This window comes from Methylobacterium gossipiicola, from assembly GCF_900113485.1.
Taxonomy (GTDB): domain Bacteria; phylum Pseudomonadota; class Alphaproteobacteria; order Rhizobiales; family Beijerinckiaceae; genus Methylobacterium; species Methylobacterium gossipiicola.
Genome location: NZ_FOPM01000007.1, coordinates 162,574 through 185,019, shown reverse-complemented (window position 1 = coordinate 185,019; position 22,446 = coordinate 162,574). Strand labels below are relative to the sequence as shown.

At 67.5% G+C, this 22,446-nt stretch carries 29 protein-coding genes; 4 read left to right on the top strand and 25 right to left on the bottom strand.

Features of this window, described 5'->3' with window-relative positions; all coding sequences use genetic code 11:
* Nucleotides 1-12: 12 nt before the first annotated feature.
* Nucleotides 13-810: an anti-sigma factor family protein gene (locus BM249_RS08505; protein WP_091970823.1), complete on the bottom strand. Its 798-nt coding sequence runs from the start codon at nucleotides 808-810 to the stop codon at nucleotides 13-15.
* Complete coding sequence (locus BM249_RS08500) at nucleotides 807-1,316, bottom strand: sigma-70 family RNA polymerase sigma factor (RefSeq protein ID WP_056459972.1); 510 nt, start codon at nucleotides 1,314-1,316, stop codon at nucleotides 807-809. Before BM249_RS08500 ends, BM249_RS08505 begins: the two co-directional genes overlap by 4 nt.
* 197 nt (nucleotides 1,317-1,513) lie before the next feature.
* On the opposite strand from BM249_RS08500, the gene copM reads away from it, so the two are divergent.
* Nucleotides 1,514-1,912 carry a CopM family metallochaperone gene (copM, locus tag BM249_RS08495; RefSeq protein WP_056459976.1) on the top strand — a complete coding sequence of 133 codons (399 nt, stop codon included), beginning with the start codon at nucleotides 1,514-1,516 and terminating at the stop codon, nucleotides 1,910-1,912.
* Between the two features lie 49 nt (nucleotides 1,913-1,961).
* Nucleotides 1,962-3,401 (top strand): YncE family protein, encoded by a 1,440-nt coding sequence (locus BM249_RS08490; RefSeq protein WP_056459978.1) that lies wholly within the window; start codon nucleotides 1,962-1,964, stop codon nucleotides 3,399-3,401.
* Nucleotides 3,402-3,450: 49 nt separating this feature from the next.
* Here the strand turns inward: BM249_RS08490 and sorB are convergent, their stop codons facing one another.
* The 22 genes from sorB to BM249_RS08395 form a co-directional block, all read right to left on the bottom strand.
* Nucleotides 3,451-3,771 carry a SorB family sulfite dehydrogenase c-type cytochrome subunit gene (gene sorB, locus BM249_RS08485; protein ID WP_091970929.1) on the bottom strand — a complete coding sequence of 107 codons (321 nt, stop codon included), beginning with the start codon at nucleotides 3,769-3,771 and terminating at the stop codon, nucleotides 3,451-3,453.
* A 13-nt stretch (nucleotides 3,772-3,784) separates the two neighbouring features.
* Nucleotides 3,785-4,996 (bottom strand): SorA family sulfite dehydrogenase catalytic subunit, encoded by a 1,212-nt coding sequence (gene sorA, locus BM249_RS08480; protein WP_091970821.1) that lies wholly within the window; start codon nucleotides 4,994-4,996, stop codon nucleotides 3,785-3,787.
* Nucleotides 4,997-5,119: 123 nt separating this feature from the next.
* Entirely contained in the window at nucleotides 5,120-5,836 is a 717-nt protein-coding gene (locus BM249_RS08475) for an anti-sigma factor family protein (protein WP_056459988.1), read from the bottom strand.
* On the bottom strand, nucleotides 5,836-6,324 hold the full coding sequence (locus BM249_RS08470; protein ID WP_056459991.1) for an RNA polymerase sigma factor: 489 nt from the start codon (nucleotides 6,322-6,324) through the stop codon (nucleotides 5,836-5,838). The genes BM249_RS08475 and BM249_RS08470 overlap by 1 nt, the downstream gene beginning before the upstream one ends.
* A 395-nt stretch (nucleotides 6,325-6,719) precedes the next feature.
* A complete protein-coding gene (locus BM249_RS08465) occupies nucleotides 6,720-8,945 on the bottom strand; it encodes a tyrosine-type recombinase/integrase (RefSeq protein ID WP_024830143.1) in 2,226 nt (741 codons plus the stop codon).
* A 395-nt stretch (nucleotides 8,946-9,340) separates the two neighbouring features.
* The gene (locus BM249_RS08460) at nucleotides 9,341-10,525 is read right to left on the bottom strand and encodes a tyrosine-type recombinase/integrase (protein WP_091970819.1); all 1,185 of its coding nucleotides are present in this window, start codon (nucleotides 10,523-10,525) and stop codon (nucleotides 9,341-9,343) included.
* Nucleotides 10,526-10,717: 192 nt separating this feature from the next.
* Nucleotides 10,718-11,077, bottom strand: a complete 360-nt coding sequence (locus BM249_RS08455; protein ID WP_091970928.1) for a DUF4031 domain-containing protein — start codon at nucleotides 11,075-11,077, stop codon at nucleotides 10,718-10,720.
* On the bottom strand, nucleotides 11,074-12,231 hold the full coding sequence (locus BM249_RS08450) for a phage Gp37/Gp68 family protein (RefSeq protein ID WP_091970817.1): 1,158 nt from the start codon (nucleotides 12,229-12,231) through the stop codon (nucleotides 11,074-11,076). Before BM249_RS08450 ends, BM249_RS08455 begins: the two co-directional genes overlap by 4 nt.
* Nucleotides 12,231-12,659: an ASCH domain-containing protein gene (locus tag BM249_RS08445; RefSeq protein ID WP_091970814.1), complete on the bottom strand. Its 429-nt coding sequence runs from the start codon at nucleotides 12,657-12,659 to the stop codon at nucleotides 12,231-12,233. The genes BM249_RS08450 and BM249_RS08445 overlap by 1 nt, the downstream gene beginning before the upstream one ends.
* A gap of 5 nt (nucleotides 12,660-12,664) precedes the next feature.
* Nucleotides 12,665-14,608 carry a DNA cytosine methyltransferase gene (locus BM249_RS08440; protein WP_091970811.1) on the bottom strand — a complete coding sequence of 648 codons (1,944 nt, stop codon included), beginning with the start codon at nucleotides 14,606-14,608 and terminating at the stop codon, nucleotides 12,665-12,667.
* Nucleotides 14,605-15,117 (bottom strand): zinc-finger-containing protein, encoded by a 513-nt coding sequence (locus tag BM249_RS08435; RefSeq protein WP_091970809.1) that lies wholly within the window; start codon nucleotides 15,115-15,117, stop codon nucleotides 14,605-14,607. Before BM249_RS08435 ends, BM249_RS08440 begins: the two co-directional genes overlap by 4 nt.
* Nucleotides 15,118-15,121: 4 nt before the next feature.
* Nucleotides 15,122-15,571: a winged helix-turn-helix domain-containing protein gene (locus BM249_RS08430; RefSeq protein WP_091970807.1), complete on the bottom strand. Its 450-nt coding sequence runs from the start codon at nucleotides 15,569-15,571 to the stop codon at nucleotides 15,122-15,124.
* 84 nt (nucleotides 15,572-15,655) lie between these two features.
* Nucleotides 15,656-16,366: an exonuclease domain-containing protein gene (locus tag BM249_RS08425; protein WP_091970805.1), complete on the bottom strand. Its 711-nt coding sequence runs from the start codon at nucleotides 16,364-16,366 to the stop codon at nucleotides 15,656-15,658.
* The gene (locus BM249_RS08420; protein ID WP_091970803.1) at nucleotides 16,366-17,019 is read right to left on the bottom strand and encodes a hypothetical protein; all 654 of its coding nucleotides are present in this window, start codon (nucleotides 17,017-17,019) and stop codon (nucleotides 16,366-16,368) included. Before BM249_RS08420 ends, BM249_RS08425 begins: the two co-directional genes overlap by 1 nt.
* On the bottom strand, nucleotides 17,016-17,735 hold the full coding sequence (locus BM249_RS08415) for a lambda exonuclease family protein (protein WP_091970927.1): 720 nt from the start codon (nucleotides 17,733-17,735) through the stop codon (nucleotides 17,016-17,018). Before BM249_RS08415 ends, BM249_RS08420 begins: the two co-directional genes overlap by 4 nt.
* Before the next feature lie 5 nt (nucleotides 17,736-17,740).
* Nucleotides 17,741-17,962 carry a hypothetical protein gene (locus BM249_RS08410; RefSeq protein ID WP_143103722.1) on the bottom strand — a complete coding sequence of 74 codons (222 nt, stop codon included), beginning with the start codon at nucleotides 17,960-17,962 and terminating at the stop codon, nucleotides 17,741-17,743.
* Nucleotides 17,959-18,117, bottom strand: coding sequence for a hypothetical protein (locus BM249_RS21635; protein ID WP_177232367.1), 159 nt, complete (start codon nucleotides 18,115-18,117; stop codon nucleotides 17,959-17,961). Before BM249_RS21635 ends, BM249_RS08410 begins: the two co-directional genes overlap by 4 nt.
* Nucleotides 18,117-18,422 carry a hypothetical protein gene (locus BM249_RS21225; RefSeq protein ID WP_143103721.1) on the bottom strand — a complete coding sequence of 102 codons (306 nt, stop codon included), beginning with the start codon at nucleotides 18,420-18,422 and terminating at the stop codon, nucleotides 18,117-18,119. The genes BM249_RS21635 and BM249_RS21225 overlap by 1 nt, the downstream gene beginning before the upstream one ends.
* A 64-nt stretch (nucleotides 18,423-18,486) precedes the next feature.
* A complete protein-coding gene (locus BM249_RS08405) occupies nucleotides 18,487-18,999 on the bottom strand; it encodes a hypothetical protein (protein WP_091970799.1) in 513 nt (170 codons plus the stop codon).
* 63 nt (nucleotides 19,000-19,062) lie between these two features.
* Nucleotides 19,063-19,938 (bottom strand): hypothetical protein, encoded by an 876-nt coding sequence (locus BM249_RS08400; RefSeq protein ID WP_091970797.1) that lies wholly within the window; start codon nucleotides 19,936-19,938, stop codon nucleotides 19,063-19,065.
* Between the two features lie 208 nt (nucleotides 19,939-20,146).
* Entirely contained in the window at nucleotides 20,147-20,512 is a 366-nt protein-coding gene (locus tag BM249_RS21220) for a hypothetical protein (protein WP_143103720.1), read from the bottom strand.
* Nucleotides 20,513-20,518: 6 nt separating this feature from the next.
* Nucleotides 20,519-21,250, bottom strand: a complete 732-nt coding sequence (locus BM249_RS08395) for an XRE family transcriptional regulator (protein ID WP_177232366.1) — start codon at nucleotides 21,248-21,250, stop codon at nucleotides 20,519-20,521.
* A gap of 83 nt (nucleotides 21,251-21,333) precedes the next feature.
* Here BM249_RS08395 and BM249_RS08390 point away from each other — a divergent pair, with 83 nt between their 5' ends.
* Nucleotides 21,334-21,561, top strand: a complete 228-nt coding sequence (locus BM249_RS08390) for a transcriptional regulator (RefSeq protein WP_091970793.1) — start codon at nucleotides 21,334-21,336, stop codon at nucleotides 21,559-21,561.
* A gap of 192 nt (nucleotides 21,562-21,753) precedes the next feature.
* On the opposite strand, the gene BM249_RS21215 is transcribed toward BM249_RS08390, so the two are convergent.
* Nucleotides 21,754-21,948, bottom strand: a complete 195-nt coding sequence (locus BM249_RS21215; protein WP_143103719.1) for a hypothetical protein — start codon at nucleotides 21,946-21,948, stop codon at nucleotides 21,754-21,756.
* A gap of 110 nt (nucleotides 21,949-22,058) precedes the next feature.
* Between BM249_RS21215 and BM249_RS21630 the strand changes: the two genes are divergently transcribed.
* On the top strand, nucleotides 22,059-22,211 hold the full coding sequence (locus tag BM249_RS21630; RefSeq protein WP_177232365.1) for a hypothetical protein: 153 nt from the start codon (nucleotides 22,059-22,061) through the stop codon (nucleotides 22,209-22,211).
* The last annotated feature ends 235 nt before the right edge of the window (nucleotides 22,212-22,446 follow it).

The following is a 22,446-nucleotide window of genomic DNA, read 5'->3' as shown; positions in this document are numbered from 1 at the left end:
CGGATACGAGCGTCACCGCGCGCCTTCGCGCTTGCCCGAGACCTGCGCATCGACCGCCTCGGCGACCCGGAGCAGCCGCGCCTCGTCCGTGCGGGCCGTCACCACGTAAGACATCCCGGCGTCGATCCACGAGAAGGCGGCGACGTCGTCGGCGCGGGCATAACGGAACACGCCGCGCCCGCCGGTCGGCCCGGCCCGGCTGTAGAGCGTCAGGCGGGTGCCCCGGTCGTCGTCGTACATCAGCATCGCCGCCGGCTCGTCTCCGGCGGGGAGCAGGCGCCCGCCCATCAACCGGAAGCCCTGCGCCCGCAGGTCCGGCACGGTGACGGGTCGGCCTAGGCGCGCGCTGAGCCATCGCACGAGGTCGGTCGAGCCGTCGGCGCGGACCTCGACCGGATGGGCGGCCTCGACCACGTAGGTGCGGAAGGCAGAGACGGCCGCCTGCGTCATTGGTTCGGCCGGGGCGCCAGCGCTCGGCACGGCGCCGCGCCCGACCCACCCGGCCGCGCCGCCGACGGTGAGCAGGAGCGCCGCCGCCGCCGCGTTAGGCCACCAGCGCGGGATGCGCCTCCGGCGTGGGCCCGCGAGATTCGCGATGCGCAGGCGGGCGGGGATCGGCTCGTCCGCCACGGGCGCGAGGCGCGCCCGCAGGCGTTCCCGCACCGCCCGGTCGGCGGCGACCCGGGCGGCCGCCTCCGGATGCGCAGCGAGCCACGCCTCGACGCGGTCGCGGCGGCCTGGATCGAGCCGTCCGTCCACGAAGGCGTGCAGATCGTCCTCGCCGACGGGACGCGGGTCGGACGCGGTCATTTCACCCTCCGCAGATGCCCGGTGACGATAGTCGGGGCCTGATCGAGGAAAGCGCGCATCCGGCCGCGTGCCCGGCTGAGGCGCGACATCACGGTGCCGATGGGGACCGCGAGCACGGTGGCGACCTCGGCATAGGACATGTCCTCGACCGCGACGAGGAGCAAGACGGACCGCTGCTCCTCGGGAAGCGCGGCGATCCCGTCGAGCACGTCCCGCGCGCCCACGGCCGCCTCGGGATCGACCCCGACCTCCGCAATCTCCATCAGCGCCTCCGGGCCGACCTCAATGCCCCGGCGGCGGCGCACGCCTTCGAGGTAGCGGTTGCGCAGGATCGCGAATAGCCACGCCCGCAGATCGCCCTCGCGGCGTTGCGGCCAAGCGCGGATCGCCCGTTCCAGCGTGTCCTGGACGAGGTCGTCGGCCGCCTCGCGCTGCCGCAACAGCGCGGTCGCGTAGCGCCGCAGGGCCGGGATCTGCGGTTCGATCAGGACGGCGAGGTCGTCCAAGGGCGGTCTCCGGTTCGCGCCGACGGCAAGGCCCGCGCCGCCGCTCGGATGAGAGATGCCGGAAACGCCCGAACTATTCCAAGCCTCGCCCCGGTAAGCTGATCACGCATCCGTGATCGATTAGCCGGGAGCGGCGGGGAATATCCCGGCCCGGCCGGCATCTCTCCCCGCGTGACCTCGACACTGCGGGAGAGACCATGCGCGGAGCACCGACGGCGATCCTCATCACACTGCTCATGGCCGGAGGCGTCCTGGCTGGCGGGATGATGATGCGCGCCGGGCATGCGGAGACCGCCCCCGGCGGCTTCGATGCGATGATGGCCCAATCGATGGCGCGGATGCACGCGGACATGGCGGTGGTGCCGTCCGGCGATCCCGACCGGGACTTCGCCGCCATGATGATCCCGCATCATCAGGGCGCGATCGAGATGGCTAAGGCCGAACTCGCCTACGGCCGCGACCCGGTCCTGCGTCGGCTCGCGCAGGGCATCATTGTCGAGCAGGCGCAGGAGATCGAGGTCATGCGCCGCGCCCTCGCCGAGCGACCGGCCGTGTCAGCCACGCCGCCGCAGGCCCCGCCCCGCCACCATCACTGAGCCGATCGCCGCTTACCGACCCAGCAATCAGAGCGAAGAGACCCCCACGATGCGACAACTCATTCCGGCGACCTTGCTGATCGCCTTCCTTGGCGGGACCGCCCTGGCGGGCCAAGCGCCGGGGCCCGCCTCGGCGCCGGACGTGCCCGTCGGCCCGCGCGACCGGTTCTATACCTCGGACCAGTTCTCCAACACGGTCTCGGTGATCGATCCCGCCGCCAACACGCTTCTGGGCGTGATCCGCCTCGGCGACACGACGCCCGCGAACCTGAGCCCGCTCTATCGCGGCCAGCTCCTCGTGCATGGCATGGGCTTCTCGCCCGACCGCAAGACTCTGCTCGCCGTCTCGATCGGCTCGAACTCGGTCAGCTTCATCGATACCGCCACCAACACGGTGCGCCGCACGACCTATGTCGGGCGCTCGCCGCACGAGGCGTTCTTCACGCCGGACGGGCGCGAGGTCTGGGTCAGCGTGCGCGGCGAGGACTACGTCGCGATCCTCGACGCCGGTACGGGCCGGGAGACGGGCCGGATCACGGTGCCGAACGGGCCCGGCATGACGATCTTCTCGCCCGACGGGCGTTACGGCTACGTCTGCTCCAGCTTCAGCCCCGAGACGGTCGCCATCGACGTGAAGAGCCGCGAGATCGTCGGGCGGATCAAGCAGGAGAGCCCGTTCTGCCCCGACATCGCGGCGACGCCCGACGGAAAGCAGGTGTGGTTCACCCTCAAGGACGTCGGCCGCGTCCAAGTGTTCGAGGCCACGCCGCCGTTCAAGGCGCTCAAGACCATCGAGACGGGACCGATCACGAACCACGTCAACATCGCGCGCACGAAGGCCGGGCAGTTCGCCTACGTGACGGTCGGCGGCCTGAACCGAGTGGAGGTGTTCCGCACCGACGACTTCTCGCAGGTCGCGACGATTCCCACCGGCGCGCTCCCGCACGGCCTCTGGCCCTCGGGCGACGGTTCGCGGATCTATGTCGGCCTGGAGAATGCCGACGCGGTCGCGGTGATCGACACCGGCAGCAACGCGGTGATCGCCACGATCCCGGTCGGCCAGGGGCCGCAGGGGGTGGCCTACGTCCCGGAGGCGGTGCCGGAGGGAGCGGGTGCGCCGAACCTCCAGCCGCTGGGCGCGGCGGGCCAATCAAGCACGCTGACGCTGGCCGGCCCGGACGGCAAGGCGGCCACGCAGGTCACGCTGTTCGACCAGGGCGTGTTGCAGACCCTGCAGGCGGCGGTGACGGGCCTCACGCCGAAGAAGCCCTACGTCCTGGCCCTCGCGGCCGATCCAAAGGGCACGGGGCTTCTCGAGCCGCTCGCCGCCTTCATGACGAACCCGGCGGGCGCGGCCATCGTCAACGCCGTCGGTCCGATCCGGCAGGTGACGCAGAACGCCAACGAAGCCACGCGGCGCAGCCTCGTCATCGTCGAGGGCAAGCCCGGCGAGACCGGCGCGACGGTCCAGACCCAGGCACCGCGCTGACGGGACGAGGGGGCGGTCGCCGGACCGCCCCCCTGTTGCCCGCCTCGCCTCAGTAGGTGTCGGCGAGGTAGGCGGCGATGGCCTTGGCCTGCGCCGCGTCGATCGGCGCGTGGTAGACCTTGACCATCTTGGTCACCTCGGACTCCCAGAAGGCCGCGCCTTTGCCCGGTGGCTGCATCGCGATGTAGTCCACCGAATGGCAGACGAGGCAGTTCGCCTGGGCCGCCTCGAAGCCCTCCGCGTGCATGCCGGCCTTCGGCGCCCGCAGCTCCGCGGTCGGCTCCGGCACCGCGTAGGATTTCGGCGCGGCGAGCGCCGCGCCGGTCGCGAGGGCGAGGGCCGCCGCGAGGGCGAGGGTGATGCGGGTCATCGTCGTCACTCCCTCAGACCGCGCGCACGCGGGTGGTCTCGACCACGTTGCGCAGGTACCCGGCCGGGTTCCAGCGCGGCTCCATCGGCTGGCTCGCCCCGTCGTTGGCGGTCGCCCGCACCCGGATCGCGTGCGATCCCGGCGACAAGTCCACGTCGAGGGTCCAGGGCCGGAAGGCGTAGGGGCCGAGATCCTGCCCGAGCCGCGCCTCCGTCCAGGTCTTGCCGTCGTCGGTCGAGACTGCCACCGCCTTGATCCCAGAGCCGCCGTCGAAGGCGATGCCGCGCAAGGGCGTGTGGCCGGCCTTCACCTGCCCCCCGTCGGTCAGGTTGGTGAGGAAGGAGCGCACCGTGAAGCGGTTGATCGGCACGGTCTTGTCCGCGGCCTTGCCGGGTTCGGTGCAGGCGCAATCGTTGTGGGGGATGCGATAGGCCTTCTGCATCCAGAAGCCGTCGAAGGGTTTGTCGAGCACGCTGATGCTCTCCAAATGCTTGACCCAGTAGGTGCCGTAGAAGCCCGGTACGACGAGGCGCAGGGGATAGCCGTTGAGCCAGGGTAGGTCCTGCCCGTTCATGCCCCAGGCCAGCATCACCTGCCCGTCGCTGGCATGGTCGAGCTTGAGCGACTTGGCGAAGTCCGGCGTCTCGGGGATCACCGGGCCGTCGAGCCCGGTGAAGGCGACCTCCACGGCGCCCGCCTTCACCCCAGCCTTGTCGAGCACGGCCTTCAGCGGCACGCCGGTCCAGCGGGCGCAGCCCATGGCGCCGTTGGCGAGCTGCCCGCCGGCCATCCGCGGCGTGAAGAAGCCGCGGGAATTGCCCGAGCACTGGTTGACCGCGACGATCTCGGTCGTCGGCATCGCCTTCAGGTCGGCGAGCGAGAGCGAGACCTCCCGCTCGACATGGCCCTTGATCGCGACGCGATAGGTCTCGCGATCGATCTCGGTCGGGATGTCGGCGAGATGGTAGCGCACGAAGAACGCGTCGTTGGGCGTGATCGCGCCCTCGTCGAACACCGAGAACGGAGTCTCCAGCTGCGGCGGACGCGCGGTCATCTGGAGCAGCGGGCGCTTGCCCGGATAGGCCACCAGGGGCCGTTCGCCGTTGCCGAAGGGCAGCGTGGCGTTGTCGCCCGCGAGCGTGCGCAAGGACGCGAAAGTGCCACCGCCGAGGCCCGCCAGGGCGGTGAGGCCCGCCCGCCTGATGAGATCGCGTCTGTCGAGCATCCGAAGTCCTCCCCTGTCCGCGCGTGACTCCGGCGACCGGGCCCGCGACGTGCGGAGGAGGAGACGCAGGTCGCCCCCGGTCTATTCGCGGCGGGTCGAAATAAATTCCGCGGCTCGCGCCGGTCAGCCGGTGCAGGGGCGCTCCGCGAGGCTGGTCGCCCGGTCCAGCGCGAGCCGCAGGCGGTCCGTCTTGTTCGGTTCGGTGAGCAGCACGGCCGCCTCGGCCAGCAGGGCGAACCGCTCGGCCGGCACCGTCTTGGACAGGAGGACGTAGTGGCGCCCCTCGCTGTCCCAGCGCGCCACACGCAGGCCGCCGCTCCCTTGCGCGATCTCCCGACCGGCCTGCCCGCGCGACGGTCCGCTCCAGATGGCGAGCCGGCAGCCGTGACGCCCCTCGTAACCTGCGAGCCGACCGGCCGAACCGTCGTCCGGGGACAGGTAGACCAAGCGGAAGCCTGCCGCCCCCAGATCGAGGGGGAAGCCATTCGGGCCGCCCGCGGGCCGCACGTCGTTCGCGGGTGAGCCCGCCGCACCCCATGCCGTGAAGGCCGCGCGCGCGGGGTCCGCCGGCGCGCGAGACGACAGGGCGAGCCAGCCGGCGCCGACGAGGACGACCAGGGCCGCGGCGCACGCCCATCCGAGGGAGGCGCGGGCGATCGGCGCGCGCCGGGGCGGCACGGCCGCAGCCTTCACCTCCTGTTTCACTCCCTGCTTCAGCCGGGTCAGGGTCGCGACCCGCGCGGCCAGGACCGGATCGCGGGCCAGCGTCTCCGCGACTGCGCGCCGGTCCTGCGGATCGAGTTCCCCATCGACGTAGGCATTGAGGGTCTCCCAGCGCATCACGGCCCCTCGCTCCCATCGGACGGCCCGGCGATCCGGTGCAGCATGATCCGCCTCGCCCTGTGCAGACGGCTCATGACCGTGCCGACGGGAATGCCGAGCCGTTCGGCGGTCTCCCGGTAGCTCAAGCCTTCGACGTCCACGCAAGTCACGACAGCCCGGCAGGGCATATCGAGAGCGGCGAAGGCTTGGCGCACGGCGATCGCCTCGATCAGGCGGTCGTCGAACCCCTCGTCGGGCCAATCGAGGAGCTCATCCTCGTGGTGGAGGCGGGTCCGGCGGATCCGGTCGATCCAGGCGTGGCGCACGATCTGGAACAGGTAGGCGCGGGCCGCGTGAGGCTCACTGGGAGTCGTATGCGTGGAAAGCGCCTTGAGAGCACTCTGCTGCATCAGGTCACGTGCGGCGTCGGGCTCACGCGTCAGGGCTAGCGCGTAGCGGAACAGGCGCGGCCACGCATCGACGAGGTGCTGACCGATGGACCGCATCCTGATGTGTCGTCCTCCCCGCACTCCATAGCACATCAATGCATGTCCACACAGAGCCGCAACGGTCGACGATGGTTGTGGATGTCGGGAGGCCTTACACCTCTGCAGCGCTACTCGGAGCGTTGTTATTGCTGAACAATCGATAGCAGGCTCGCATGTCTGCTTTCAGGCATGTGAGGATGCGGTTTTAAGGCAGGGGTGGGCGCGAAGCTGAATGTCCGGTTACGGGTATCGAGTTGATGTCCGCTCATGGCGCGTCTGAGACCTATGATCCGATCTGCGCCGATATCCGCTTCTGAGATGCCGGAAGGCTGCTGAATGGCCGAGATTAAGCGCAAAACGGCACGTCGGCTTTAGCGAGCTTGATCACCGAAGCTGACGTGGCGCATGGGTCTTTAAGGCACGTCAAACGGCTTCTGGTTTCGGCGCGGACACGCCTCAGGCAGCAGAGAAGACCGTCCAGGTTCTTCCCTGTTGTCCTTTCGCAGCGAGTGAAGTGGCGATGATGGAAGGGATCGGCGGCGCGACGAACGTCCCTTTGCCGATACTTGGTCCCCCAAGGAGCCGAGCGTCAGGGAAGGCCCAAGGAGCGTCCAGTCATACGCCCGCAGATCCCGCGTGACTTCGGGAATGGCGGCAATGGCCGTGCGCATATCTTCCGGCTTGAGCGTCTTCTTGTAGTTCCGTGAGTTCACGGTGGCGCCCTCATGGCCCATCATTGACTCCCGGATCGGATCGAGCACCTGCTGCCGGATCATCTCCGTATTGCCGAAATGCCGGAAGGAATGGAATGTCTTGCGCTCCTCACGGGCCGAAGGCACGGCTTCGTCCAGAACGACCGTCCAGCGCTTGTCGAACAGGTTCGACAAGGGCGTGTTCTCGCCAAACTGCGCGATCTCCGCGAAGATCAGATCGCTTCGTGCACCGGATCTGTCCCGCACGTAATCCAGGAAACCGAGGCGGATCAGCTCTGGATGGAGTGGCAGCGTCCGACGCGACACCGCGTTCTTGAGGCGCCGTCTGCGTGTCGGCCGGATCTTGAGCGTGGCCTGCTCCACATCGACGTCGCCGAGCTCAAGGTAGACCAGTTCGGACAGGCGCGCGCAGGTGTAGTAGCCCAGGAGCGGCAGCCAGTAGACGGCTGCGAAGATCTGCTGCCCCCGTGCGACCCGCAGCATCTCCGCTTCCGAGACCGTCGACGTCCAGACGGGGTGCGCGAACAGCGTCTTCACCTCGTCGACCTCAAAAGCCGGTCGCTTCTCGCCGTCCCGCTCCGGGTCGATCAGGCGGAAGTCGCCCAGGAGCTCGACCTGTCCGATCGGGCGCTGCTTGGCCCGGCAGTACTTCGCGATGGTCGAGAGCTGCGTGATATGCCGGTTCACGGTCGCGGGGCTGAGCCCGACTTTCTCGGTCTGCCCCATAGCTCGCATCGTTCGGCCGCGCTCGACCAGGTCCGCGATCGACAGTGCCGCGTCACGTGAACTCTTGCCGTAGGACTTCGGCAGATTCGAGAGGTTCTGGATATAGGCAGCGAGATGGGAGTGCCTGATCTGCCGCAGGTCATCGGTGCCTGCGATATCGCCCAGCATCGCTGCGACGGCCCGATGCTGACGCTGAGTTTTCTCATCCCAGGTGGTGCCCTTGTGCGTGATGAGTTGTTCGACCACCTCAGTCAGCGAGTTCGTGACCGGACCGGAATCGGCTTCGCTCCCCTCACGCGCATCGTCCAGACCTCGTTGATCGACGTCTGGAGTGTGATCGGTGGCGGCTGGAACGCGATCCTCCCCGTCAAACTCCGAAGCGCCAGACGATGGTCTTGACGCCATATCCGGCGCGGCCGCCTCCGCTTTTGGAGGGTACGACGCAGGGTCTGATGCCGCGGGTGGAGGGTTCCGGTCGGCGATAGGGTCTTGGTCGGGTGCCGGCTGGCTGAGGGGGGCGGATTTGGGACTGGCCGGATCGGTATAGCTGCCCTCTACCTGCGGCGGCATGTTTGAGGCCTGGACCTCGAAGTCGCCCCACTCGAAGCTGTCAGCGCCGTCGAAGTCGGATGTGGCCCAGCCCAGCGTGTCGCGCGGCATCTCATCCCTGGCACGCATCGCCGAGAGGTTGGCCCAGGCCTCCCGCGGATCGCAGCGGGCCTCGGCATAGGTCGTGGCGAATTCGCGCGAGACGTGCCCCGAGACGGCCGCGAGCCCGCGCAGGCACTTTGTCAGCCCGGCTTCGGTCACGGGCTCGCCCATGCTGATCAGCATGGCCTGGAGATAGGCGCGAGGTGGTGTGAGCCGTCCCGTCTCGTCAGGGCGTCCGAGATCGCGCAGATAGCCGTTCACGATGCGGCGGCGGATCGCTCCGCGTTCCGTCAGGCTGAAGCCTTCCTGCTTCAGGCGCGCATCGAGTTCGCTGTCGTACCCCGCATCGAAGCCGTCCTCGCCTGCGAGCGCCTGCAGACGCCCGAAGATGCGGTACTCTCGCGCACGCCTCTCCATCAGCGCCGGCCAGTCGCCGACGAGCGGATCACGCGGTGGATCGAGGTCGCGCCGCAGGCGCGTCAAGCGCGCGCTTCGCTCCCGGTCGACATAGGCGCGGAGATGGTCACGGATCTGACTGGTGCTACGCATGGCGGGATCGTCCCGGACGCGGAGGCTTTCCGCGTTGAGTGCCCAGCCGAGTGTGCGCGCACTCGCCGGGTCGGTTGTGCCCAGGCTGAGAGCGACCGTGGCGGAACTCCCCTTAGCAGAGGTACCAGGGGGTCGTGTCCGCTCATCGCAACGGAATCGCCTACGCCACCAGTATACCGCACCGCGTCGGTACACGTTAGAACAAATCGTCAACGGCCTGCCCCTGTGGACAAGCGCGTGCAACAGCTCTGCGTACAATCGGTGCAGCCGCGAGAGCGGCTGAGCACGGATCACAGTCAGATCAATAACTTAGCGGAGGCTTGGCTGGGGCGCCAGGATTCGAACCTGGGAATGGCGGTACCAAAAGACAATCTGCCAAAGTACTAAGGCGTTGCTTAGGCTGGCTTTTTTAAGTCAGTCCGCCGCCCCTGTGCCGGCTTTTGTGCCTCGATGGGCTTGCCTGTTGCTGCATCAATCTCCTGCGCGGGACCTGTGCCGGGATTTGTGCCGGCCCCGTGCGCGGCCATTCTGCGGTCCTCGACTTCGAGGAAAGCGTAGGCGCGTTCGGTCTGGACGACGCTGCGGTGGCCGAGCTGGTCGCGGACCATCTCCAGGGACCACTTCTCCTCTTGGAGCAAGCGGCAGCCGTGGGTGCGCCGGAGATCGTGCCAGCGGAGGTTCTTGACCTTGGCGCGGGCCGCCGCGCGCTTCATGCCCCGGTCGAGGTGATTGAAACGCTCGCCGTCGTTGTGATCCGGCCGGGGGAGGGCGCCCTGGCGGCGCGGGCCGCGCCGCGTGGTGGCCGCGCCGTGGTGGAAGACGAACGGGCTTGTGAGGTGGCGCGGCATCGCCTTCAGCACCGCAATCGCCGGATCCAGCAGGATCACCGTCCGGTCGCGACGGCCCTTCGCGGTCTCGGCCGCCACCGTGATCTGATTCCGTGCGAGGTCGATCTGCGACCATGTGAGGGAGAACTGTTCCTCCATGCGCAGGCCCGTGTAGATCGCGAACACGATGGCGTCGCGAACGTAGGGGAGGGCGCCTTCCATCAGCCGGGCCTCTTCCGCGCGGGTGAGGTAGCGCGTGCGTGGCGGCGCCTCGCGCAGGCCGCGCTTGGAGCGTTGCTTCAGGAAGGGCGTGACCGGATTGACGTCCACCCACCCGTTCTCGATGGCAAAGCCATAGATGGTCGAGAGGCAGGCGAGATCGCGGCGGATAGTCGGCGCCGAGACACCCATGGTCCGGCGCGCCGTCTCGAACTCCTTCAGGTCGGCCATCTTCAGGTCGAGCAACAGCCGACCCTTGAAATGCGCGTCGAGCCACGCAATCGACACGCCGTAGCGCCGGAGGGTGTTCGGCCGCAGGGTCGGGCCGTGCTCCTTGATGAACGCGGCAATGACCGCGTTCACGCTCAGACGCGGCTTTGCCCCCCACGCCTGGGCTTCGAGGTCGTTGAGCCAGATCCTAAGGCGGTCGCGAGCAACGCTTTCAGATCGTGTTCGCAGGGACTCGCGGATGTCCTGGCCGTTCTTCTGGACGCGGGCCCACCACGTTTTGCCGCGTAGGTAGATGTCGGCCATTCGTTCACGGTCCTACGGGTTGATTCCCACCACCGGCTCACCGCAACAGGATCGAACACCCAGCTTGTGCCAGGACCGAAGGGCTGTCGAGCGCCGGGGACACGGCCTGCCGCCGCCATGCGGGTCCAGTGCCGTTCGGAGAAGCCATATTCATTGACGAGTTCTGCAACGCTGAGGTCCCGCGCCATGGCGTTACTCCGTTGGGAACAGTGAGGTTTGCCGAGGGTCTTCGCGGGCGCGCAGGCGCTCGATCTGTTCGACCTTCGCGGTGTCGCCGTCGCACTTGGCTTGCCAGTGGACGGGGCCGTACCGGTCCGTCTCAATGGCGCCGGCCTTGAGGGCGAGGGCGCGCTTGCCCTTCGCGATATCGAAGTGGACCCACGAGGCGTTGCGGTGGTGCCCGACGCTCAATTCCGGGTGGCCCTGAATCCACTTCCGCTGCACGCCGATGCGGTCGACTATCGCCAACAGCTCGTCGAGCGTGTCGGCCCAAAGGTGGCACATCAGCATGTTGCCGAACGGGTGGGTCGGCTGATCGACGTAGACCGTCACCGGCCACACTCCGTGTCCTGGCCGAGCGGCGGCATGCCGTTGTGCTCTTCACCGTCGAGGGCGCGACCGGCGGCTTTTTTGCCGACGAGAGCGAACGCGCTCCACTCCGGGCCGGCGCCGACGCGCTCGATGGAATTGGGGTGAGACTGGATCGCCTGGAACGAGATTTGCCCGCTGCCTTCCCGCATGGCATGCGTGCCGCCATCCCGGCACCACGCGCGCGGTTGCCATGATCCCCATTGCTTGAAGAAAAACGCCGTTCCGGCCGTCGCGCATTGGTCGCGGATCGCGCGGACCCAAGCCGGATGGGTCGGCCGCGCTTGGGCGCCACTCTCGCCGCCGACAATGACCCAATCCAGGCGCTCGCAGGGCATGCCTTGATCGAAGTTCATTCCTCGAAGCGCGTTTAGCTCGGCCCGATCCAAAGGCTTGATGTCCCGGAAATCGATGGGCCCAAGCAGCGGCTCGGCCGACACGAACCGCACGGCGGCAGGCGTCGCCAGCAAGTCTGGCACGCGCTCGTTGGCCCGGCGCTGATCCTCAGCGCTGACGCCGAGCCACACGTTTGGGAGCGGCCAGCCCTGCCATTTGCGGGACCCATCGGGGTTCCAGAACCGGTCGCTGACGGTATCGAGGTCAAGGAACTCGCCAGTCGCTTGATACACGCGCTCGTGACGATCATCGCCCTCGGCCTGCGCGGGCATGTCGTAAGCGGGTAGACCGGGGAACACGATCCGCTGGGCGGGTGCCGGCTGCCAACGCTCCTCGAACCACTCCCGCATCCGAGCGGCGCGCTTCGTCAGCACCTGAAAGGTGTGCTGCGGCGCCCGGGCCATGACGGCAAACACCCGGTCGATCCATTCATCCGGCACGCCCTCGGCGAACAGGTCGCCGTGGGCGCAGACGAAGATGCGCCGGGGCCGCTTCCACTGAAGCGGCTGGGTCAACCACGCCTCGTTGAGACGGACCTTGCTGCTCCAGACCGGCCCGGCCTTGCTGTCCGTGGTGAGGCCGGCGCGGGACGGGTGGTGCTTCAGTCGCGTGCCGGCGAGGCCCATGGCGTAGCAGTTGGTGCAGCCCGGCGAGACGATGGAACAGCCGGTGACCGGATTCCACGTCGCGTCGGTCCACCCGATTTTAGTGGTCTCGGCCATCAGGCGACTCCTGCGGTGTCGAGTTCGTTCGTGGGTCGAAGCGGCTTCCAACGGATCAGCACGCCCTCGAAGGCGATGCGGTCGCCCTCCTCCGGCGGGTGCTCGGCCCACCAAAAGCGGGCCATGTCCTCGACGCTCTCAAAGCCGTCCTCACGCGCGAAGGCGTCCATGCGGGCTGGATCGAGCAATTCGCCGCCGACCTCGAACAGTTCGGTCGCGGCGCGTTCCGAGAAGCACAACCGCACGGGCATCACCGACAGGCACGGTGTCCGGCCGAGGAGCGCGCAGTGCTTCGTCCGCATCCCGGTGTAGAGTTGCAGCTGCTCGCCCGGCCGCGCGTGTCGCTTCCGGTTCGCGCGGATCGTCTGCGCCTTCGTGCCCACGAGGATGGGCGGGCCGAACCGCTTCTTGAAGCTGTAGGCGACCACGGGCGTCACTCCGCTGCGAAGAGGGGCATGGCCGCCGGGGCGGCGGCTGTTCTGACGGTGTCGAAGTCGATGGCGTCCGCGTTGGCCCCGATCAGCGCCTTGGCCATGTCGGGGCACACGGAGTTCCCGCACGCGCTGCCCTGCTGCTCCAGGGTGAGCGGGATGATGGTTCCGTCTTCCATCTCACCCCGGTCGATCACGTAATCTGGCCGGAAGCCCTGCGCGCAGAACCGCTCGCGCGGCGTCAGCATCCGCATGCCGATGTCCACGATGGCGTAGGGCTGGCCCTCGACGCTCACCGTGACGACTCCGTGTCGATCCTTCGCGGTCAGCGTATGGGCGGGCTCGTTCGCCGCCTGACCGATGGCCCCGCTGCCGTAGTATTTCGACAGGAAGGCGTAGACGGCCGCCGCATGGTTGCCGCCGGCCGAGAACGTGGGGGCCGGCGCGTCGACCGGGCCGTCACGGCGGTCTGAGCCGCGCAGGTTCAGCATGTGGGCGGCGACGACCTGCTGCTGCGAGCCCTTCTGGCTTAGTGTCGACAGCGGCTCGCGGGCATCGTGCCCGACCGCGCCGAGGTTATGCTGCGCCAGGAATGCCGCGACCACACCGGCCTTGCCCGCGCCGCCGGCCGTGATGGTACCCACCGGCTCCTCGACGTCGGACCCGACCGACGCGCCGAACTGGCGGGTCATGTGGATCGCGGCAAGGCTCCCCTCGTTGCCGGTCGGAACGAGGGCGGGGAACGGCTCTTCGAGCGAGCGCGTGCGCGGATCTTGGCCGAGCCGCTCGCCGTAGCGAGGGACGAGGAAGCCTGAGACGACCGCCTGGGCGCCTGCGGTTGTGATGGTCGACACCGGGTCGCCAACGGCATGCACGCCCTTGCGCGCGGGGTCGCCGCTCGTCTGGTCGACGCGGATCAGATGCGGCGCGACCACGGTGTTGTGGTCCTTCGGGCTCGCCGTGATGGTGTGCAGCGGGGCCGTGATGTCCCGATTCGCGCCGCCTTGCTGGGCGTAGGACACGAATGAGGTGACGACGGCCTCGCCGCGCTTGCCCGTCATGGTCGGCATCGGCTCGTCAACAGCGTGGTCGCGGCCCCCGGTGCTGCCGCCGTGGTTGATCTGGACGAGGAACGGCTTGGCCGCGTCGAGGACGTACCGCTTCGTGCCCTTGGCGATGCGGGCCATGGTTGCGTCGGCCAGGGGGCGGTTCGCGCGGATGCCGTACCGGGCCTTGATCTCGGCCGAGGTCTCGAAGATCGACGGGCAGGGCAGCGACCAATCGATGATCTCAGCGGCCGTGCGCCAGGGCTTGAGCACCCCCGCGATCACGCCCGGGTTCGTCGGGCCGCCATGGGTTGGAGCCGGCCAGACGATGGGCCGCCCGTCGCGCCGGGCGACGAGGAACAGGCGTTTCCGAATCGTCGGCGCGCCATAATCGCACGCCCGCAGTTCGCGCCATTCGACGGCGTAGCCCATGGCGCGGAACGCCGCGACGAAGCTCTGGAACGTGGCGCCTTTCTGAACGGGGCACGGGCGCCCGTCCTCCAGCAGCGGCCCCCAATCCTGAAACTCCTCGACGTTCTCCAGGCACACGAGGCGCGGGCGCTGCCGCTTCGGCAGGCTCTTGATCCAGCGCACGCCGACCCAGGCGAGGCCGCGGATCTGCTTCTCGCGCGGCTTGCCGCCCTTCGCCTTCGAGAAGTGCTTGCAATCCGGTGACATCCAGAGGAGCCCGACGGGCCGCCCGGCGCACAGCCCCACGGCGTCGACGTTCCAGACGTCCTCCTCGACGTGGTGCGTGTCCGGATGGTTGATTCGGTGCATCGCGAGCGCGATGGGATTGTGGTTGAGGGCATAATCCGGGTCGCGACCGAGCGCGGCGCGGATGCCCTCGCTGGCGCCGCCCCCGCCCGCGAAGCTGTCGATGATGAGGGGGCGCGTCATGCCGCGACTCCCTGGCGCTTAGCCTTCTTCGGCTTCCTCGCAGGTCGATCCCCCACCTGCGCCCAGCGGCGAACCTCGGGGTACGTCACGCCCTTCAGCGCGACCCACGCCTCGCGGCACTGCTCCAGGGTGAACATCGCGGTGTGACAGGTCTCCTCGGTGAGCCCCATACGGTTCGCGAGGAAGCGATAGACCCGCGTCCGGGCGGCGCGCCGGATCTGCTTGCGGGCGCGCTCGTCCTCGGGCTCGTACAGCCCGCAACGGTCGGCCATCTTCCACAGCGGGTCGATGCGGCTGTGATGCAGCATCATCCGCGCCTCGCGCAGGGCCGCGTCCGCCGGGAAGCCCAGCGGGTTCTCCGTGCCCGGGTGGCACCCGACGTAGGTGTCCTCGCAGATCGTGCACGTCCAAATCGGCTTGTCGGCGAGGTCAGGCCGGCGCGGGTAGATCTCGGCGTCGTCGGTGAGGCGGGCGGCGGTCCCGCAGGTCGGGCAGATCGGCGCGGTCATCTCCCTACTCCGCTGCGATCAGGAGCGGGTTGCCGGGCGTCCACGTCGGCTCGGATGCCTCCTCAATGTAGCCGTTCAGGCGCGCCAAGCTCTCCTGATCTAGCCGCCAGCCGCGCCCCCAAACGGTCTCGATGGTCACCCGCGTCTGCGAAAGCATCAGCTTCCGCCGGAGCTTGCAGATCCACACATCGAGGATCTTCTGATCCGGCATGTCGGCTTCGAGGATGCCGTACAGCGTGATCAGCATCCGCTCCCGGTGCAGCACGTTCGGGCTGGCCTTGCGCAGGGCCAACAGCACATCGCGCTCGCGCCCCGTGAGGCGCCATGCGGAGGGGATGATCGCCTGCGGGATGAGGAACTGCCGCATCTGACGCAAGGCTTCCTTCAGCGTCGCGTTTTCCTCCATGAGGGCGATCACCTGCGGCCGGGTGAGGTGGTGAGCGGATGCGTTCATCTGGCCCTCCTGAGGGCTTGGCGGCGGGGAGACGGTGGGGGCGGGAGGCGTCAGGCGGCTTGGTCGCGCTCGGGCGTGCCGTCGTCAGCGCTTGGCGCGCGCGGCGAGGTGGTGCTGGGCGGTATGAAGGACGTCCTCGTCCATCTGCTGGCCGGTGACCCACCGCAGGTAATCGGACGGGACGTCGGCCCAGGCCGTGCCGCGATGCTTGCCGAAGTTGCAGCGGGGCAGAAGCGCCGGCCGCGACGAGATCCGCACGAGTTCGTCGAGGCTGGCGAGCTTCAGCATCTCGCGCAGGATAAAGGCGGTGACGTAGGCGTCAGGGCCGGCCCGATGCGCGGGGTCAGCCATGGCTCGATCCAGGCCGGCCGGCTTTAGCCAATAGCGAAGCGTTCCGTTGTTGTGGGCAGGCGCGTCCGGCCAGAGCGTCAGGGCGCATTTGTAGGTGCAGACCCACTCCACATCACCGGTCACCTCCGGCGTGAGCCACTGCCGCTCGAAGCGGGCGTTGTGTGCGACCAGCACCACGCGGCGAGCCTGGAACCGCTCTTCGTCGTGCAGTACGGGGGCGATCGCGACCTTGATGTCGGGCGCGCCGATCACGTCATCATCGGTGATGTGGTGGACGGCCGAGGTCTCGGGTGGGATGGGGTGCCCAGGGTTCACGAGGAGGTTCGCCGGGCGCCCGACGATCCACTCGTCGCCGTCGCGGACAAGATCGCAAAAACCGATCTCGCAGATGCCTGCGGGCGGCTCGAAGCCGGTGGTTTCGAGGTCGACGACACGGATCAGCATTAGGCGGCCTCGTTCTGGCTGGAGTGGTCGCTGTCGTCGGGATTGGAGGCTTCGGCGTCGGCGACGAGGCGCTGCAACTCGTCCCAGATGTCACCGAGCGCCCCGTAGGCGGCTTCGGGAAGCGGACCAACGAACTCGTCGAGCGCGCTCTGCCCCTTCGCTGCGGCTGCCCGTGCTGCGGTGAACATCCGGTCTCGGGCAGTTTGCGGCCTGGTCTCGCCCCCTCCCGCATCGCCTTTGGAGGGCGTCGGGCCTCGCTCGGAAGCGAGCGGTTTCACCGTGAAAGGCTTCCGGCTCGCCCGCTTCTCCGTGAGCGCCATCGTCACCGGGGCGGCGATGTCCGACATATGGCTGATGCGGATGCCACCCACGGCCATGCCGCCGAACTGCACCTTGTCGTCGCGGTACAGCGTCATCCGGCGCCCGACGTAGGCGTTGCCATCGGCGCCCCAGACCCACACGAGGACTCGCCGCATGGACTTGCCGGGCTTGTAGGGTTTGCCGCCGTCGCCCTCGAACCCGATGGCGATGGGCTGGTCGGGCTCGGCCATCTTGGTGACCCGCGTCACCTTGATGGTGCGCGGGCCGCCGATCAGGTCGTCGGCGTTGAGCTGGTCGCTCTTCGGAGCGATGGTCTGCGAGAGGTCCGTCACAGCACGATGTCCCTGACGGGACGCACGGTCGGAACAGCTTTCGACGCGGCCACGGCGCCCAGGTAGCGGTCATGGGCCTCGGCCAGACGCTTCTCGAAGTCGCTGGCCGCCGCAACGATCGCAGACTGAACGGTGTCGTCCGGATAGACCCGCATCACGGCCATGGGCAGGCCGCCGGAATACGAGACGAGATCGCACCACGACCGCTCGGATACGAGGAGGCCGGTCTGGATCTGAAGCAGGTAGTCGCTCGGGATCGTCCCCTCGGCAACGTGCACCACGAAGGTCTCGATCTGGTACTTTTGAAGGCGGGATTTCACCTCGACGAGACCGTCGCTGCCGACGAGGCCGTCGGGCGAGTACCCGAGCGTGAAGCCCCATTTATCGTTGGTGATGAAGCCGACGCACTCGGTAGGCGCGTAGTGCCGGCTGTAGATGGTGAGGGCTTCGACCTCGTCTTCCTGCCCGCGCAGCATGTCGTCGCTGATGTATCGGGGCTCGACGTGCTGGGTGATCCGCTGGGCGAGGAGTTCGTAGAGGTGCGCCCGCTCCTTCTCGTTCTTCGCCGCCTTGAAGGTCGGCGTCAGGATCAGCTTCATCTCGCTGGCGGTGAGCATGCCGCAGCGGGCGGCGAGCCACTCGTCGGTGCCCTGGAAGAGGTCGGCGTGGATGCGGACGGACGAGGAGGCTCGGCCGGCGTTGGCGATCATTTCCATGGTGTTCACTCGGCTGCGACGGGAAGGGCGGACGGCTCGGCCTGGGCGGCGGCCGCGTTCACCTGGGCGATCCAGGCTTCGGCGAAGGCGATGCGCTCGGCCGGGTTGTCGGCGGGCTCGATGACCATGAAGGCGCCGGCGCCGTGCCGGTCCTCGATGGTGGCGCAGGTGCCGAACCGGATGCGGTACGGGGCGCGGCTGTAGAGTTCGGCGGCGTCCACGCTCACCCCTCCATCCGGTCGCGGAGGCGCAGGACGGTGTTCTCGGCCCGGTCGAGCATCAGTCCGAAGACGATGGGGGCCGAGGTGCCCAGGACCCAGGCGAGCCCGATCAGGAACGGACCGGCGGCGATGGCGAGGCAGGCGAGTTGGGGGTCGGTCATCACCGGCCGCCCAACTTCGCCAGATCTGCCATAGCGTTCTGGATTTCGGTGAGGCGCTCCTGCAGAAAGGCATGCATCTGCGCGTACGCATCGGCTTTGTGCGGCTCTTCCCGGAATACAGGATCGACAACGCCGACTTCCTGCAGAACCGAAAACGGAATTCCTTTTGCGCGAGCGACCCGCTCGGCCTCTTGGAAGGCTGATTCCAAGGTTTCGTGCCGGAATGGCGCCCGCCACGTGGCTGTATTTGTGGGATCGGGCTCGCGCTGACGGACATAGAACCCACCTTCGGCAGGGCTGGACATCGCAAATCTCTATCGTTGGGAGGAGGTGGCCGGGCCGCCCGGCGTGAGCGGCCCGGCGGGCGGCTCAGGCGGCGGGCTGAAGGTCGGCCGCCTCGGTCTGGGCCGGGGCGCTCGCGGGTGCCGGGTCCTGCTCGCCGGTCTCGGCCGGCGGCGTGTAGGGCTCGAACATCCAGCCCTCCTCCCAGGAGGCGGTCACCTCCCCGTGGGGGCAGTCGCAGACCGAGGCGACGCGGATATCGAGCTTGGCGCCGAAGCGGGGGTGATCGACGTGGTTGGGGTCGGTCACCGCCAGATCGGCGTCGATCCGCTCCATCAGTTCCAGCACGATGCGCGGGCGGCCGATGCCCTTCAGCGGGCTGTCCGCACGCGGCGTCACCAGATCGCCCGGCTCGAACGGGTTCGGCGCTTCATACCGCTCGGCGGCCGCCTTCAGCGTGGCGATGTCCTGGGCGAGGGGGCGCTTCGGAAGGTGGGCCGCCTTCTTCGCCGCGTCCGCCCCGGCAATGGCGGCGAGGAGGATGTCAGCGAACGGCGTGCCGGTGATGTTGCCGAGGTCGATGATCTTGGGATTGGACATGGGTTCTCTTTCGTCTGGAGCGCGACGCGCTCGGGGGTGAAGGCGGAAAGGGGTGGGAGCCGCTCAGGCTGCGCGGCGCCGATCCAGGCAGTCGGCCGGCCCGAGGCGCTCGCCCTCGAAATCGGGAGCGCGACTGCCAGCCTCGACCCACGCCGTGGGCTGCGGGATGCCGTGGCGGGCGAAGGCGTCGTCGAGGCTGCGGGGCAGTTCGATGGCGGCGGCCTCGACGTAGGCGGCGACGTCCCGGAGGATCGCGGCGGTGACGTCGGTGAGCGACTCGGCGCCGGGCGTCAGGTCGGCCGCGTACACCTCGGTCAGGACGTAGGCATCGAGTTGGCCGGTGCCGAGGTATTCGACCACGGCGGCGGCGGTGTCGCCGACACGGGTCTCGGCCAGAATGTCCTCGGGCGCGCTGCCGTCCCGGGGAATCGTGAACCGAACGATGTGGGTCGGCGGCGCGGCCTTCCGGATCGCGGCAAGGCGCATCTCGATCTGGACCGCCGCCCGCGCCTGGGCTTCGGTCTCATGGCGCCCGAGGTGCCGGCGAAGGTTCGGGCTGTGGCCCTTCGTGTCGACGAACTCGGCGTCCCACCGGCCGTAGAGCTTGATGACGGAGCCGAGGATCACGCCCTGCGCGCCGGTCAGGTCGCGGCGGGTCGCGGAGGTCTCGATCCAGACGGGGGCGGGTGCGGAGGCAGCCTGCGCCTGCTGCTGCTGGCACGGCTGCGGGACCATGGCGCCGGCGGCCTGCTGGGCGACAAGGCGGGTGCCGAGCTTCCGCACCGAGAACGGCCGAGCGTTCTTCTTGTCGACGAACCCGTCCTTGGTGCGCTTGACCTCGACGCCCTCCCAGATGTGGTCGAGCGCGGGATCCGCGAACGCCTTCACGCGGAAGAACTGGCCGGCGAGGGTTTCGATGATGGTGGTGGGCTGGGGCACTTCGGGGCTCCATCGCGTGAGCTGATGGAGCGAAGCTACCGATATTCCGGTATCGGTGTCAACCGGTATTCCGGTTGCGTTCTACCGTTTCGGTTCAATACGGTATGAAATGACGCAGGTGCAGGGACATCACAAAATTTGGCGGTCCACAGGAATGGAAAAAGCCCCACCGGTATGGCGGGGCCTGCTGTTTGGCAAAAAAAGTCCGCTAATTTTGATTTAAAGTAAGTGCTTTTGCAGTTTCCGCGATCTTCTTATTTGAGTAGTAATCAAACTCTTCCATTGAAATCTTTTTGTCTTCGACCATTTTCGCCAACATAATATTATAAAGATTTAGCTCTATAATGGCGGCGGGCGGATCGAAATACGACATATCTATTTGATGATACCTCTTATAGTATTCCAAGAAAGTAATCTTATTTGAGCGAGCGAGAGCTTTGAGCCGATCTGTGGCATCGCGCCCTTGTGCCGCGCGATCTCGCGCTCCAACCGCTCCCATCTGCGCCTGTAGCGAGACTGAAGAGGTCGCCACCCCGATCAAAACAGCAAGAGGTATGACGAATGATTTTCTCACAGCGATCTACATCCTTGAGAATTTCGCTGAAACCCGACCGATAATGTGGACATTGCCGTCCAAGGCGAGAAATATCGGCTTATAGTTGCTATTTCGGGAGGTGCAGACGATCTTTGGTGGAGATGAGCCGCGAACGATTTCTACTTGCTTGATTATTACTCCATCGCCATCCCAAACCGCGAAGATCCCACCCTGCCTTGGGTCGGTGTCTTTTCGGTCGATGACTACCCGATCCCCGGATAAGAGAGCCTTCGCGGTACCGTCATCCATGGAGTCGCCCCGGACCGGCAGGATATCGGCAAAGCCATACGTCAGCCCCAGTTCGCGCTCGACGTAAGATTGCGGAAGCCCCCAATTTGCGACTGGTTCGTGACCAGAGACACCGCCGTCGCGCCATTCGCCGTCGTCCATCCCGCCGCCGTAGGATGCCCCGGCACGAATGTCGTATTCAGGCAGGGATTTGCGGGAGACGGAAGCCTGGTTCGTAGGGTGCTTGGCCGCCCGTGCGGGACGTGGCCCATCGGCGCCCGGCTCAAGCCGATCCTGGCTTTGACCCAGCAGCCACTCTGGCGTCACGCCACAAGCACGGGCGATTTCAATTAATTTTCGAGGGCGGCTGCCCTTAGTTTCGATGTCCGCGACACCCTGCTGCGACATGCCAACCCGCTCCGCCAGTTCTGACTGAGACAGGCCAGCATTTTCGCGGGCTGATTTCAAACGGCTGCCGAGGTGGTCCATGCCCCTTGCTATCGGTGGCATAACCGACCGTCCCTACCGTAAATACGGTTGACTTTACCGCTTTCTCGGTACATTTCGGTGGCATGAGCCCGAACCATCAAGCGCTCGCACGAGCTATCGAAGTTGCAGGTGGCCAAGCGGGCCTGGCGAAGGCGATTGGCACATCCCAATCGAACGTCTGGACATGGCTCAATAAGAGCAAGCGCGGCGCCCCGGCCGAGTGGGCGCTTCGGATTGAGGCAGTCACGCAGGTTTCGCGTCACGATCTGCGCTCCGATGTCTTCCCCGCCCCAGCCGAGGTCGCCGCCTGATGCGCCGCCGCCGCACCCCCTGGCAGGGCCGCACCGAACCGAACTCCAAGCCTACAGCGCGCAGCGGCAAGCGGTTGCCGACGCCGGTGATCGATCGTTCCGGCTTCTACGGTTTCCGAACGCAGGGACTGGAGCGCGTTCTGAGTTCCCGTGTGCTTGCCGATGCAAAGAATAAAATCGCTGAGGCACGGGCTATGGCCCAGAAAACTTCGTGCGAAGGCGAAGGACAGCTTCGGCCGTACCCGGCACTCCAGAAGCAAGGCCATTAGCCATGCCCTCCAGATGCTGCAGCACTTCTTTCTGCTTTGAGTCCGACAAGGTGTTGAATATTGCTTTCAGGGCAATCTCTATCGCTTCCGCGCGCGGGTTGATCGCGGGCTCCGTCATTCTCAGCTCCTTGGTTCGGTTGGCACTGACCAAGGTAGCGGACCGGGCGGGACGCGCCATCGCGGCGTGCATCCCGTCCGCGTCTGCGCTCGTCGCGGGGCGCGCCTGACATGGCCGCGCTCGCCGCCATCATCTTCGCGGCCTTGGCCATTGTCGGCCTTGGCACCGCGTTCCTGACCGGCTCCGGCCGCGCGCTGACGTTCGGCCTCGCCGACGTTGCAATCGGGCTCGTCGCCTTCTGCATCTGGGCGTGGTCGCTGTGAGCGCCGCCCTTAAGAATTCGTCCTTCGGGGCGTCCACAGGTGGAGTGACGGCGAGCGCTGCCGCACCGACCACGCAAACGGGCACACGCAGCGCCGGGGACATGGCCCCGCCGGTGGCGTCGCAGGCAACTGCGCCGGCCACGGTCAAAAGTCATGTGACTGTCGGGATAGTTCGACTGCAATCGAACGCCGGATACGCGAACGCGAACCGCCCTCGGGCCTACGCAGAAGATGC